Raw genomic sequence first — 13,605 nt, forward strand, 5'->3', positions numbered from 1 at the left:
AACGCAGGGCTAGCTCGAAAGACACCGACTCTTCCTTCCCCGCGCTTCAGCGCCTCTTCCCCACAACACCTCCCCTCCATTCTGCCAGTGAATTCTGGTGGTTGGTATTAGCCGAAAAACTCTTTGCGCCCCTCGCGCTCTTCGCTGTTAAAGACCTCGTCTCCATGCCTGCGTATCTCGTCACCATCGGCCTCGAAGTCCACGCTCAACTGAAAACCGCCAGCAAGATGTTCTGCTCTTGCTCGACCAGTTTCGGAGACGAACCCAACACTCACGTCTGCCCCGTCTGCCTTGGCTTGCCTGGGGCCCTGCCCGTTCTCAATGAGGGTGCCATCGAGAAAACCATCCTGACCGGGCTCATGCTCGGCTGCACCATCCCACCCGTCTGCAAATGGGACCGGAAGAACTACTTCTATCCGGACATGCCGAAGAACTACCAGCTCTCCCAATTCGATCTCCCGCTCTGCCTCGGCGGAGGCGTGCCCCTCTCTGACTTGGCCTACCCCAAAGACCACCAGAAACAAATCGCCCGCCCCGGCACCACCATTCCCCTGACTCGCATCCACCTCGAAGAGGATGTGGCCAAGTCCACCCACCACGCCCGCAACAGCAGCATCGACTTCAATCGAGCCGGCACCCCGCTCATGGAAATCGTGAGCGAGCCCGCCATCGAAAGCGCGGAAGAGGCCGTGGCCTACCTCAACTCTCTCCGACAAATCCTCGTCTACGGCGGCGTGAGCGATGCCGACATGGAAAAAGGCCAGATGCGCTGCGACGTCAATATCTCGCTCCGTCCAGAAGGGCAGCGCGAACTCGGGGCCAAGATCGAACTCAAGAACCTCAACAGCATCTCCGCCATCCGCCGCGCCATCCACTTCGAGATCGACCGGCAGGCCGAGGAACTCGACCAAGGCCAAGCCCAGCTCCAATCCACCCGCCGCTGGGACGACGACTTGGGAGAAACCCAGCTCATGCGCAGCAAGGAAGACGCGCACGACTACCGCTACTTCCCCTGCCCTGACCTCCTGCCCTTCCGGACCAGCAAATCCCGTGAGGCCGTCTCCCCGCTCGTGCCCGAGCTGCCTCATGAAAAGCGCGCCCGCTTCACCGCCACCTACCGGGTGAGCGACTACGATGCCGGCGTACTCGCGAGCGAACGCCCCTTGGCCGACTACTTTGAACAGGCAGCCGAGGGGGCCAAAGTCCCCAAAAAAATCGCCAACTGGGTCATCAACGATCTCCAAAGCCACCTCAATGAGCACGCCCTCCCCATCGCCGAAAGCCCCATCCCCCCGGCTCGCCTGCGGGAATTGGTCGACTTGATTGAAGGCGGGAGCGTCTCCAACAATCAAGGGAAGGAAATCTTTTCAGTTCTCGTCCAGAGCACCGAAAAAACCGCAGCTGAAATCGCCAAAGAAAAAGGCTTCGAACAAGTCAGCGACACCGGAGCCATCGAAGCCCTCATCGAAGAAGTCATCGTCGAGCACCCCGAAAAAATCGCAGAAATCCAAGGGGGCAACGAAAAGCTCCTCAATTGGCTGACCGGCCAAGTCATGAAAAAGTCCCAAGGCAAGGCCAACCCCAGGGTGGCAGGCCAGCTCGTCCGAACCAAAGTCCTCGGCCGCTAATACCTGCGACAACCAAAATCGGGGCCTTTCGGCCTCAGCTCTTCTCATTTATGAGAAAATCACGAAATTTGTTATGATTTTTGCAAAAACGTCTTGCCCGAATTCTATTTTCTGTAATAATTATCGGAGAAGTCTCTCAAATCATCAATTTCCATAACTTCTGACAGACCATGAATCCTGGAAAAATCATCTTCGCGACGGCTGTCGCCTCTCTCTTCGCCCTGGCTCAGTCCAAGGCTCAGTTCACCTTCACCATCGACTTCGAGGAAGACCTCTCGAGCAATCCGCTCTTGGGTGGCCAGGAAATCGATGATGAGTTCCTCCCTTTATTCAAAGTGGGTGCTACCAACAATGGAAACGGCCCCGACGCAGCCGTCCTCTATGACACGGACGCCGTTCCTGGCACCGGAGGCGATGACGCCACCGATCTCACCAATCCCTATACAGGCGGCAACATCTCCAGCATCGATCCGGGGAACCTACTCATCATTCAGGAAAACAGCAGCTTCAGCGGAGGCCTCTTCACCAACCCTGACGACGAAGCGGACGGCGGACTGCTCTCCTTCGCTTTCGCGCCCGACCTCATTACCGGTTTCGGCTTTGATGTCTTCGACATCGAAAACAATGAAACCAATGGTTTTGAAGTCACCGTCAACGGATCGATCCTGCTCGACATCGCCTTCTACACCGGATTGACCAACCCCAATGGCACCCTGGAATTCGGAAACGACACCGCCAACCGGCTCAACTTCGTGACGGCCGACGACCTGGGAGTCGAATTCATCGAAACGCTCGACATCGAGCTGAAGGGCAGCGGAGCCATCGACAACCTCAAATTGAGCGCCGTGCCCGAGCCCTCCGCCGTGGCCCTGCTCGGACTCGGTCTTGGATCCCTTTTTATTCGGCGCCGTCGTTAAACGTCGTCGGAGTTCAGACAGACAGAGGAGATGAAAGCCGCAGTGTGCAAGCACTGCGGTTTTCTTCGTCTTGAGACCGTTCTCCCAGTTGAACCGATCGCTTGGTAGAAGAACCAAGGCCTCTAACTGGAAATCTCGACCGCGTTTTGCTGCCGAGCGATATCATTCAGGGTCACCATCCCGACCAGTCGGCTCAGCTCACCATCCAACACCACCGGCAATTGCTGGACATCCTTCTGGATCATCAGCTGGACCGCATCCTGAACCGAGCTCCCATTGCCCACCACATAGAGCGGGCGACCCGCCAACCACTCGCCGATCGGCTCTTCAGGATCATCCGCCTCCAGCAGCTCATGGTGCATGACCATCGCCGCCAATCGTCCCTCTGCATCCACCACCGGGTAACCATGAAAACGTCGGCCACGTTCCTCTAACCAATCGAGGCACTCCCGGGCACTTCGAAGCGCGCTCACCGGAAGCACATTGTGGGTCATGATGGCACTCACCGGAAGATTGCGGTAATCCCGCATTCCCTGGTAGCTCGGCATCCGGCGCAAAGTGATGCCGTCCTGCATCATGAGCGCGTTGTTAAGAGAAATCGGCCGGAGACGCCGGGCGAGGTAAAAGGACAGCATATTGCCCACCATCAGCGGAAGCATCAGAGAGTAGCTCTGCGTCATCTCGAAAAGGATCAGGAGCGAAGTCAGCGGACATCGTCGGACCGAGGCGAAAAACGCTCCCATACCGAGGAGGACACAAGCCCCAATCGTCTTCTCCGTCTCCGCCACCACCAGCCAATGGGAACCCCCATCTAGCCAGACCAATCCCAAGCCAGCCAAACCGCCCAGCATCCCACCGATGAAAAGAGTGGGCGAAAACAAGCCACCGCTGCCACCCGAAGCATAGCTGATGATAACCGCGAGAAACTTGCCCACCAACAGCAGCAGCAGCACCCCCACCACCATCTCCGCTTGGAAAGCCCGCCCGAGGCTCTCATACCCAATGCTAAAAATGCCGTTCTCCGGCTCATCCAGGCTACCGCTCCAAAACCAAACGCCGATTCCTAAAAGCCCCACCAGCACGCCCCCCACCGCCGGTTGCAGCCACATTGGCAAAACCAGCTTCTCTTGGCAAAAGGCCCGCGTGCGCAAGAGACCCTCCACAAAAGCGTGTCCTAACAGCCCCGCCGCCAAGCCGAGGGGCACCGCAATCAACATCCAAGGGGCGGTCGTGAAATCGTCTGGGAAATTGACACCCAAAATCGGCTCGTGCCCCAAAAGCATGCGGGAAACCGAAGCGGCGATCACCACCGACACCACCACGCCCCCGAGCGCCTTCGTACTGAAATCATCCAGCAAATCCTCAAAGACAAAAGTGATGGCCGAAAGCGGCGCATTGAAGGCCGCCGCAATGCCTGCCGCCATGCCCACGGGCACCATCGATTGGATCCTCTCTTTGGCGCGAAAGGCCCATTGCCCGATTTTGGAGGCGATCGAGGCACAAATATGAATGGTCGGCCCCTCCCTGCCGAGCGAATTGCCCATACCCACAAACACGCTCACCAAAACAAAACGCCAAAAACCATCTCGCAAACGGATGACGCCAAATCGATTGAAATAGGCCGCCTTCGTCTGGGGAATGCCACTCCCCGAAGCCTCGGGATGCGCTCGCAAAGCCCAGCCCACAAAAAGCCCAGCCAGCGTCGGGGCCAAAATCATGAAGGCCGCAAACTGCCAGCCCCCCAGCCACCTAGCGGTCGCCCAGACTAGAGAAAAAAGGCCCTGGATGGACCAATGGAAAGCCACTGCCGCCAACCCGCACAGCAAACCCACCACCACGCAGAGAATCAGAAACCGATGCCCATCTGAAAAGCGCGCCCGCAGCCAATCCGGGATCGTGGCTTGGCGAGCAGACAGCGTGGCCGATTTCTCCATCGTTCAGGCAGGCGTCAGCCGCAGATTGGGATTCACATCTTCTTCCAGCGGAGACGTCTCCCGGTTGGCCAGTTTCAGGGCCGCCACCTGGGCGATCATAGCAGCGTTGTCCGTGCAGAGCCACCCCGGAGCCAAGCGCAGCGCCAGGCCTCGCCCTTCACAAGCCGTTTGCATGGCCTGCCGCAAGCCCCGGTTGCCACTGACCCCTCCGCTCATCGTCACGGTGCCACACCCCGTGCCTTCGGCGGCTTCCAGGGTCTTGGAAACCAGGACCTCCACGACCGCCGCCTGGAAGGACGCGCAGAGATCGTTCAGCCGGGGCGCGAGCGGCTCCTGCAAATCGCGGATGGCATAGAGGACCGCCGTCTTCAAGCCACTGAAACTAAAGCGCCAATCACCCTGGCTCAGGAGCGATCGTGGAAAAGCAAAAGCCTTGGCATCCCCCAAAGCAGCTCGTTCGTCAATCTCCGGGCCACCCGGATAAGGCAAACCCAGCATCTTGGCCACCTTGTCAAAAGCCTCCCCCGCCGCGTCATCCAAAGTCGTGCCAAGCAAGCGGTAGTCCGCAAAGTCCCGGACCTCCACCAGCAAAGTGTGCCCCCCACTGACCACCAAAGACACATTGGGAACCAAGCCCTGAGAGTCTCCCAGAAAAGGGGAAAGCAAATGCCCCTCCAAATGATTGATCGCCAGGAAAGGCTTGCCCAAAGAAAGCGCCAAAGCCTTAGCGGTCGTCGAACCCACCAAAAGCGAACTCGCCAAGCCCGGCCCGCTCGTGGCGGCAAACGCATCCACCTCCACCAGCCTCACCGCAGCCTCGTCCACCACCCCGCGGATCAAAGGCGGCAGCGCCACATTGTGTCGACGGGAAGCCAACTCCGGCACCACGCCCCCAAAGGGCCGATGGTCTTCCACCTGCGAAGCCACCTGATGCGCCAACACCTCCCCACCCCGCACCAGCGCGACCGCCGTCTCATCGCAGGAAGACTCAATCGCCAAAATCAAATCCCCCGACATCTCGCTAAAAGCTCAGACCAACCTCTCCTTGACCGCCAAACTCAGCGTCTTCCCATCCGCTCGTCCCCCCGCCTTCCCATTGGCCAGCTTCATGACCGCGCCCATATCCTTGATGGAAGTGGCGCCCGCCTCAGCGATCGCCTCCTCGACCAACTGGCTCAGCTCCGCCTCACTCAAAGCCTGCGGAAGATAGCCCTCCAAAACCCCGATCTCCCGCTTCTCCTTCTCGGCCAACTCAGCTCGACCGGCCGCCTCAAAACTCTCGATGGAATCCTGCCGTTGCTTCACCTGCTTGCGGATGACGGCCGTCACCTCCGGATCGGTCAGCTCGGCGCCGGCGCCTCCTTTCTCAATGGCCGCATTCTTGACGGCCGACTTCAGCGCTCGCAGGACCGTAAGCGTCACCGCATCCTTAGCCTTCATGGCAGCCTTCATATCCTCCATCACCTTGGCAGAAATCTCGCTCATCCCCCACCCTAAGCCGCCCCACCTCTTCAGCCAACCCTCGAAACCTGAAACCTGAACCCCGAGACCTGAAAAAAAGCATGCCCCGCTCCTCCCTCCCGCAAGTCCTCTTCGGCCTCGTCAGCATCGCCATCGGCCTCTTCTTCTGCCTCTGGCTCTGGCAAGGCTACCAAAAGGTCAAGGTCACCCGGGCCTGGCCCTCGGTCTCCGCCGTCTTGGAAAAAGCGGAGGTGGCCCGTTATACCCAACACCAAACACCTTCGCCGAAATTCCAGGTCGACCTCCTCTACAGCTATGAATGGGAGGGAAAAGTCTTCACCAGCAGCCAATCCCGCATGCGTCCCCTGCGGAGCATGACCTTGCAAAAAGCGGAAAACCTCGTGAAAGAGCTCAAAAGCCTCCGCCCGTTCCGCGCCTACGTGAACCCGGCCGACCCCAGCCAAGCCATCCTCAAGCACGACACCAAAGCCGCCCTCTACACCATCTGGTTTCCCGGCCTCTTGGTCGTCGGCGGAATCGGCATCTTGCTAGGCGCCTTTCGGAAATAAGGAAATAAGGAAATCCCCTCCTCCCACTCTCCCGCCCTCTCGAGCCACGCGGACTGCTTACCAGCCATGGCGACCTCTCCGCTCCAGAGGTCTATCTGAAGCGCTTCAAAAAATTGATGCGCTCAGCCCTCAGCATGCAAACTGCTCCCTAAACGGCCCGCGGACGCCTGCCCCGCCACCCCTCCCAGAAACTCCAAACTGCCCACTGAAAACTTGAAACTCACCATCCTCGACGCCCACACCACCTCCGCGCTCGCGCTCGGCGAACGTTCCTCCCACCACCCCTCCTGGGACCCGCTCACCGCCCTGGCCGACCTCACCCTCCACCCTCGGACCGCGCCTGAGGAAATCCTCGAGCGAGCGCAGAGCGCCGAAGCGCTCCTGACCAACAAAGTCCTGCTGCCCAAAGACATTCTCACCCAGCTCCCCCAGCTTAAATACCTCGGCATCATGGCCACCGGGACCAACAACGTCGACCTGGCAGCCGCGCGCGCCCAAGGGATCGACGTCACCAACGTCCCCGGCTACTCCACCGAATCGGTCGCCCAGCACGTCTTCGCCCTGCTCCTGGAAATGGCCGGCAACATCAGCGGCCACACCCAATCCGTCCGCGAAGGGGCCTGGGTCGCCAGCCCCGACTTCGCCTACACCCTCACCCCCTTCATCGAGCTAGCGGGCAAAAAACTGGGCGTGCTCGGCTTCGGCGCCATCGGCCAAGCCGTCGCCCGCGTGGGCTATGGCTTGGGCATGGAAGTGCTCGTCTCCAGTCGCACCGAAAAGCCCGCCCCCTTTCCCGTTCGCTGGGTCGACCGCGAAACCCTCCTGGCCGAAGCGGACGCCGTCAGTCTCCACTGCGCCCTCACGCCCGACACCCAGCACCTCATCAATGCCGAAAGCGTGCAAAAAATGAAACCCACCGCTTGGCTCATCAACACAGGGCGCGGCCCGCTGGTGGACGAAGCCGCCCTCGCCACCGCTCTCGGGGAAGGAAAAATCGCAGGCTATGCCACCGACGTGCTCTCGGCCGAGCCGGCCCGCGCGGACAACCCCCTCCTGACCGCCCCCCGCACCTGGATCACGCCCCACTTGGCCTGGGCCAGCGTGGAAGCGCGCCACCGCCTCATGGCCACCCTCGCCGCCAACCTCCAAGCCTGGCAAAACGGGACGCCCCAAAACGTCGTCAACTGAAAGCCCCTGCGCCGTCCGCCTCCTCTGCCAGGAGAGGGGCCTCACACCACAGCGAAGGCGATCAAAAGAAAGAGAGTCATGAAAATACCAGCTAGGAGTCGCATGCCGATGAGGCGTGGAAACTCCTGATACTATTCAAGCGTCCTACCTCTCGCTTCAGAAAAAAGCCTCTGCCCGAGCTACCGGATCCAAGGAGGGAGCGGCCCGTCTCGCGTCCAATCGTCTGGTATCACTTGAGCCCCCGGCCTCTTCCCCTACCCTTCCCCGCTCCCCATGCAGCATGTCATCGACATCCTTCGCGCCCACAGTTCCCCACTCGCGCCCCAACCCACCGCCACCCCGCCCCAGCTACCGGCACTGGCAGGCCTCAAAGGAATCGTCTTCGACATCTACGGCACCCTCTTTATCTCCGGCTCGGGCGACATTGGGGTGGCCCAGAACTCCTCGCGCGATGACCTCCTTCGGGCCGCCCTCGCGGAAAACGGCGTCCTCCTGGCCTCCGAAAAAACCGCCCTGGCCGACACCTTTCTCCAGCTCATCCGCCAGGACCATGCCAGCACGCGCGCCCGAGGGATCACCTACCCCGAAGTCGACATCCGGGAAATCTGGTCGCAATTCCTCCTCCGCCACTGCCCCGGCACCCCGCCCACCCAAGACCTGACCGAGCGCCTGGCCGCCCGCGACGAAACAGCTACCAACCCCATCTGGCCCATGCCCCATCTCGCCGAGACCCTCGCCCTCCTGCGGGAGAAAGGCCTCCTTCTCGGCATCGTCTCCAACGCCCAGTTTTACACCCGGCGCCTCTTCCCCGCCTTCTTGGAAGCCTCCGCCTGGGACCTCGGCTTCCTCCGGGAACTCAGCGTCTGGTCCTACAAAATCCGCGAAGCCAAACCCTCCCCCCGCCTCTACCAACTCCTGGCCGAGGCCCTGGCGGAAAAAGGCATCCAGCCCGCGGAAATCCTCTACCTCGGCAACGACATGCGCAATGACATCCGCCCGGCCCACCAAATCGGCTTCCGCACCGCTCTCTTCGCAGGCGATGCCCGCTCTCTCCGACTCCGCGAAAACGACCCCGACCCCATGCCCGCGCCCGACGCCGTGGTCACCTCCCTAGACCAGCTCCCCTCCCTCCTGGGAAGCTAGCCCAAGGGCTAATTCCACGAAAGAAAACACCCTGAAACCTGAAACCCGAAACCTGCCCCCACCCCACACGACTCGCCCCGACCCAAACCACACCTACCTGCCCCCTCGTGACCCCTCGCGCGCTTCTCCTCCCCCCTCTCCTGGCCCTCCTCGGCTGCGGGCAGGAAACGCCCGAAGCGCCCCCACCGCCCCCACCGCCACCCCATCCTCTGCGAGACCAAGTCGACGCGCTCCCCGCCTTCTTGGATCGACTCTACCGGGAGCACGCCCGGCACCTCGACGCCGCCAGCCCCATCATCCGGGCCCAAGCCCTGGCCGCCATGCGCGACACCCTCCTCCCGGAAGCGGCCGCCCTGGCCGCCATCGACTCAGACCGCCCGCTGGAAGCCGCCCGTTCCGAACTAGCCGACCTCGCCGAATCCCAGGCCCAACTCGCCTTCCAGCAAGCCGCCACCGACCTCAACCCCCAGACCCAAGGCTCACTCAGTGCCGCGCAGGCCGGGCTGCTCTTCCTCGAAAGCGACCTCTGGGAACGGGTCCACCAACTGGCAGCCGACGAACGCCTCGGGCAAGAATTTGATCTCGAAGCCTGGACCCAAGGCTTCCGCGCCGCCCGCCGCCTGCCCGCGCCCGAGTGATACCAAATCCTCTGGAGCTTTCTAATACCAAGCTGCAGAATTGGCTGGTAGAATGGCCGAGTGGATTTCGGGCCAGACCAAGGCGCGACGAGGGCGCGGTGCAGGCACCGTAACCGAGCAGCAACGCAGGCCTGGCTCGAAAGACACCGGCTCTCCCTTCCCCGCGCTTCAGCGCCTCTTCCCCACATCACCTCCCCTCCATTCTGCCAGTGAATTCTGGTGGTTGGTATAAAATCCGTTTGCCGCTCTCAGAGCGTCCACCTACCTTTCGCGCCCTCACCCACCGCCAGCCATGCTATCCTACATTCGCAATCGGAGCAAAACCCTCATGATGGCCGTCTTCGTCGTCATCGTGATCGCCTTCGCCTGGCTCTATAATCGAAACGACCCCACCACCAGCGGGGCCGAGCAGACCTACTTCCGCCTCTACCAAGAAAGCTACACCGGGAGCGAAGTGGGGCGCTTGGGGCGTCTCAGCCAAGTGCTCGCAGAAGTGGCTCCGCCCTACAGCGGTCATCCCGCCAGCCAATTTCTCCAAGTCCTCAGCTTTGGAAACACCGCTGAGATGGACTCCACCGTCTCCTTTGTCGTGAATTATCTTCTCGTGCGCGAAGAAGCCGAGCGCCTCGGCCTCTTCGTGCCAGAAGAACTCATCACCGAGGAAATCATGTCGCTTCCGGCCTTTGAAACCAATGGGCAATATGATCCCGCCAAATTCGACGACTACCTCACCAACGGGCTCTTCCTGCCCTACGCCGGTCGCCAAGTCAGCCTCGCCAGCAAAGGCCTCACCAACGCCGACTTCTACCAACTCATCTCCACCGTGGTGCTCTTCGAAGAACTGCAAAAACTGGTGAGCGATGGCTTGGTCCTCTCCGACCACTTCATCGAGCTCATCCACGCCGGGCAAAACCAAACGCTCGCCGTGCAACTCATCCGCCTCAGCCCGAGCGAATTCGAAAACGCCATCGAAGTCACCGAAGAGGAAATCCAAAGCTACTACCAGGAAAATCCCCAGGAATTCCAAACCCCCGAAGAGCGCGCCCTCCACTATGTCCGCCTCCCCTTCTGGGACGAAACCCCCGCGCCTGCCCCCGAAGCCTCCCCCACCCCGAAAACCGAAGTGGCCGACGCGAGGCTAGCGCAAGAGCGCGAAGCGCAGAAAAACCTTCGGAGCGATCAAATCGCCGACTTCTGGGTCTCGATTGCCAATGACAAGGGCGACTTCCACGCCGAAGCCGCGCAGATCGACCTCGAAGTCCAGACCGCCGGACCCTTCCCCCGCAGCCAAGCCCCCGAAGCCCTCAGCGCCGTGCCTGAACTCGTGAACGACCTCTTCTTGCGCACCCCGGGCGACCCCGTCAGCACCACCATCTACGAACAAGGCGAGGCCTGGTGGGTCTACACCCTCACCGAAATCATCGAACCCACGCTCCGCCCTTACCAAGAAGCCCGAACCGAAGCCGAGGCCTCCCTCCGAGAACGAAAACTGCGCGCCAAACTGGATGAAGCCGCCTCGGACCTCCGGCAAAAAATGGCTAGCGCTCTCTCCGGAGGGGGAGACTTCGCCACCGCGGCGGCCGCCGCGGGGCGGACCGCCGAAACCCCCGAGCCACTGACCGCTCAAGGAGGAAGCCCGGAAGCGAGCGCCCTTTACCGCGCCCTGGCCAACGAAAACGTAGGCCAAGTGGCAGAGCCCATCCGCTCGGGAGACGACCTCCTCGTGGCCACCGTCCTGGCCAAAACCCTCGTCCAAGACCCCTCGAAAGACACCCAAATGGAATTCCTGGGCGAGCAATACAATGGCTTCCTGGGGCAGATCGCCTTCGCCGCTTGGCTGGAACAAAAACGGGAAGCGGCCGACCTGGAATTGGCCCGTTTCCCTCAGGGTTGATGGCAGAAAACCGCCTCCAGAAGCGCGACGAGCTCTTCGACGACGCCAACGGCCACCTCGCCATGGGCGACATGGACGACGCCATCGTAGGCTACCGCCAATGCGTCGAAATCGATCCAGACTTCTTCGATGGCTGGCACGCCCTCGGCATGGCCCTCATGAAAACGGGCCAGCTCCGTGAAGCCATCGGGGCCGGCCTCATGGCCACCACCCTCGAGCCCAATGACCTCCTGGCCTGGACCGCACTCTCCCAAATGTACGTCCAGAACGAGCAAATCGCTGAAGCGGAAGCCGCCAAAGCGAACGCCACCATCCTCTCCCTCGGTGGAAAAGTCGTAAAATAAGGCCCCAAGGTTCAGACCGAGCCCCTCCTCACCCTGAAACCCGAACCCTGAAACCTTTCCCAAAAGTGTTCTACCTCACCACCGCCATCGACTACACCAACGGCCCCCCCCACATCGGGCACGCCTACGAAAAGATCTGGGCGGACGTCATCGCTCGCTACCACCGGCTGCGGGGGGACGAAGTCTACTTCCTCACGGGAGTCGACCAGCATGGACAAAAAGTGCAGCAAACCGCCCAAAAAGAAGGCGTCCACCCAGCCACCTTCGCCCAGCGGAACACGAAAAAATTCCTGGCACTCTGGAAAAAACTCGGAATCGACTACGATGGCTGGGCCGCCACCACCGACTCCCGCCACCAACTCTGCGTCGGCCGCATCCTCACCACCCTCCACGAGCAAGGCGCCCTCTACAAAAAAGCCTACAGCGGCTTCTACTCCGTCCGGCAAGAGCAATTCTTGAGCGAGAAAGACCGAGGCCCCGACGGCCAATTCGGGCCCGAATGGGGGGAAATCACCGAAATCGAAGAAGAAAACTGGTACTTCAAACTGAGCGAACACGCCGAATGGCTCAAACGCTACCTCGCCTCACGCCCCGACGCCGTCCTCCCGGCCTTTCGCAAAAGCGAACTCGTGAACGCCGTCGAACGCGCCGCCGAGACCGACCTCTGCATCTCCCGGCCGAAAGAACGCCTCAGCTGGGGCATCGAAATCCCCTTCGACCCCGACTTCGTCACCTACGTCTGGTTCGACGCCCTCATCAACTACATCTCCTTCGCCGGCTACCGGAACGAAGACCCCACCGCCGGCCTCCCCGACTTTGAAACCCTCTGGCCTTGTCAGGCCCACGTCATCGGGAAAGACATCCTCGTGCCGGCCCACGGCATCTACTGGCTCGCCATGCTGCACGCCATGGGCTTCAGCGACCAAGAAATGCCTCCCCTACTGGTCCACGGATGGTGGAACATCCGGGGAGAAAAAATGTCGAAAAGCCTCGGCAACAGCATCGACCCCGATGCCCTAGCCGACCGCTTCGGCGTGGACGCCATTCGCTACTACCTCGTGCGGGACATCAGCCCCGGACGAGATGCCGACTTCGACCTCGAACGCCTCTTGATGCTCTACAACACCGAGCTAGCCAACAACCTCGGCAACCTCTGCAACCGGGCGCTCAACATGGCCAAACGCTACCGCGGAGGCCAGCTTCAGCCGGGCAGCTACCAGGATGAAGCCTGCCAAACCCTCCGCGCCGCCTTTGAAAAATGCCTCCCCCTCTATCGCCAGGCCATGGATGCCTTCGCCGTCGATGAAGCGCTCTCGGCGCTCCGGGAATACCTCACCGCCGCCAACACCTTCGCCGAGCGCAGCAAGCCCTGGGAACTGGCCAAAGAGGAAGCGAAAAGCGCCCGGCTCGACGCCGTCTTGTATCACATGGCGGAAGTCGTGGCCCACGCCGCCGTCCTCATCGCCCCCATCCTCCCGGAAGCGGCCGCCAAACTCCGCAGCCAACTGAAAGCGGAGCAGCTGGCCGAACTAAAACTACCCGACCTCAAATGGGGCCTCCTCCCGGCAGGCCACCAAACCGGAAAACCCAAGCCCGTCTTCCCCAGGCTGGAAAGGGAAACTCAGTAAAAGGCAGGGATCACACCCACACCCGAAGGCTACTGCCCTGAAGCAACTCGACTGCATCCCTGCGAAACACTTCGGTCTAGGTGTTTCCCGAATTTGACTTCACGATCTGATCCTAGAAGCGTGAAGTGGTCTCCCTAACGGAGCCAAAAAGAGTTGGATTTAGTTGAAGCTGAAGTGAGGGGTGAGGTGGTTAGTTTGTTGTCGTTGGAGAGGTGGAATGGAGGGGGCTGGAGCGTTAGCGGAAGGCCTCGCAATGGAAGC

At 61.0% G+C, this 13,605-nt stretch carries 12 protein-coding genes; 9 read left to right on the top strand and 3 right to left on the bottom strand.

Features of this window, described 5'->3' with window-relative positions; all coding sequences use genetic code 11:
• A partial coding sequence (gene gatB, locus AAF555_11140) for an Asp-tRNA(Asn)/Glu-tRNA(Gln) amidotransferase subunit GatB (GenBank protein MEM6912119.1) occupies window positions 1-1,628 on the top strand: 1,628 nt, incomplete at its 5' end.
• Window positions 1,629-1,798: 170 nt separating this feature from the next.
• Complete coding sequence (locus AAF555_11145) at window positions 1,799-2,545, top strand: PEP-CTERM sorting domain-containing protein (GenBank protein MEM6912120.1); 747 nt, start codon at window positions 1,799-1,801, stop codon at window positions 2,543-2,545.
• Between the two features lie 122 nt (window positions 2,546-2,667).
• On the opposite strand, the gene AAF555_11150 is transcribed toward AAF555_11145, so the two are convergent.
• From AAF555_11150 to AAF555_11160, 3 genes are read right to left on the bottom strand one after another with little or no spacing between them, the layout of a single operon-like run.
• Window positions 2,668-4,479 carry a chloride channel protein gene (locus AAF555_11150; GenBank protein ID MEM6912121.1) on the bottom strand — a complete coding sequence of 604 codons (1,812 nt, stop codon included), beginning with the start codon at window positions 4,477-4,479 and terminating at the stop codon, window positions 2,668-2,670.
• 3 nt (window positions 4,480-4,482) lie between these two features.
• Window positions 4,483-5,496: a tRNA (adenosine(37)-N6)-threonylcarbamoyltransferase complex transferase subunit TsaD gene (tsaD, locus tag AAF555_11155; protein ID MEM6912122.1), complete on the bottom strand. Its 1,014-nt coding sequence runs from the start codon at window positions 5,494-5,496 to the stop codon at window positions 4,483-4,485.
• A gap of 12 nt (window positions 5,497-5,508) precedes the next feature.
• On the bottom strand, window positions 5,509-5,964 hold the full coding sequence (locus AAF555_11160) for a GatB/YqeY domain-containing protein (GenBank protein MEM6912123.1): 456 nt from the start codon (window positions 5,962-5,964) through the stop codon (window positions 5,509-5,511).
• Window positions 5,965-6,041: 77 nt separating this feature from the next.
• On the opposite strand from AAF555_11160, the gene AAF555_11165 reads away from it, so the two are divergent.
• The 7 genes from AAF555_11165 to metG all read left to right on the top strand — a co-directional run bounded on the left by AAF555_11165 (window position 6,042) and on the right by metG (window position 13,344).
• On the top strand, window positions 6,042-6,509 hold the full coding sequence (locus AAF555_11165; GenBank protein MEM6912124.1) for a DUF3592 domain-containing protein: 468 nt from the start codon (window positions 6,042-6,044) through the stop codon (window positions 6,507-6,509).
• Window positions 6,510-6,734: 225 nt separating this feature from the next.
• Window positions 6,735-7,697, top strand: a complete 963-nt coding sequence (locus tag AAF555_11170; GenBank protein ID MEM6912125.1) for a D-2-hydroxyacid dehydrogenase — start codon at window positions 6,735-6,737, stop codon at window positions 7,695-7,697.
• Between the two features lie 273 nt (window positions 7,698-7,970).
• Complete coding sequence (locus tag AAF555_11175; protein ID MEM6912126.1) at window positions 7,971-8,840, top strand: HAD family hydrolase; 870 nt, start codon at window positions 7,971-7,973, stop codon at window positions 8,838-8,840.
• Between the two features lie 107 nt (window positions 8,841-8,947).
• A complete protein-coding gene (locus tag AAF555_11180) occupies window positions 8,948-9,478 on the top strand; it encodes a hypothetical protein (protein ID MEM6912127.1) in 531 nt (176 codons plus the stop codon).
• 292 nt (window positions 9,479-9,770) lie between these two features.
• Window positions 9,771-11,372, top strand: coding sequence for a SurA N-terminal domain-containing protein (locus AAF555_11185; GenBank protein MEM6912128.1), 1,602 nt, complete (start codon window positions 9,771-9,773; stop codon window positions 11,370-11,372).
• A complete protein-coding gene (locus tag AAF555_11190; GenBank protein MEM6912129.1) occupies window positions 11,372-11,716 on the top strand; it encodes a tetratricopeptide repeat protein in 345 nt (114 codons plus the stop codon). The genes AAF555_11185 and AAF555_11190 overlap by 1 nt, the downstream gene beginning before the upstream one ends.
• A 65-nt stretch (window positions 11,717-11,781) precedes the next feature.
• The gene (gene metG / locus AAF555_11195; protein ID MEM6912130.1) at window positions 11,782-13,344 is read left to right on the top strand and encodes a methionine--tRNA ligase; all 1,563 of its coding nucleotides are present in this window, start codon (window positions 11,782-11,784) and stop codon (window positions 13,342-13,344) included.
• Window positions 13,345-13,605 lie beyond the last annotated feature (261 nt).

This window comes from Verrucomicrobiota bacterium (genome assembly GCA_039027815.1).
GTDB lineage: Bacteria > Verrucomicrobiota > Verrucomicrobiia > Verrucomicrobiales > JBCCJK01 > JBCCJK01.

What these genes read in the sequence shown, in the direction of transcription:
- AAF555_11150 (MEM6912121.1), bottom strand. Translation starts at nt 4,479, where the DNA reads ATGGAGAAATCGGCCACGCTGTCTGCTCGCCAAGCCACGATCCCGGAT.
- AAF555_11165 (MEM6912124.1), top strand. Translation starts at nt 6,042, where the DNA reads ATGCCCCGCTCCTCCCTCCCGCAAGTCCTCTTCGGCCTCGTCAGCATC.
- AAF555_11160 (MEM6912123.1), bottom strand. Translation starts at nt 5,964, where the DNA reads ATGAGCGAGATTTCTGCCAAGGTGATGGAGGATATGAAGGCTGCCATG.
- AAF555_11145 (MEM6912120.1), top strand. Translation starts at nt 1,799, where the DNA reads ATGAATCCTGGAAAAATCATCTTCGCGACGGCTGTCGCCTCTCTCTTC.
- AAF555_11185 (MEM6912128.1), top strand. Translation starts at nt 9,771, where the DNA reads ATGCTATCCTACATTCGCAATCGGAGCAAAACCCTCATGATGGCCGTC.
- tsaD (MEM6912122.1), bottom strand. Translation starts at nt 5,496, where the DNA reads ATGTCGGGGGATTTGATTTTGGCGATTGAGTCTTCCTGCGATGAGACG.
- AAF555_11190 (MEM6912129.1), top strand. Translation starts at nt 11,372, where the DNA reads ATGGCAGAAAACCGCCTCCAGAAGCGCGACGAGCTCTTCGACGACGCC.
- AAF555_11175 (MEM6912126.1), top strand. Translation starts at nt 7,971, where the DNA reads ATGCAGCATGTCATCGACATCCTTCGCGCCCACAGTTCCCCACTCGCG.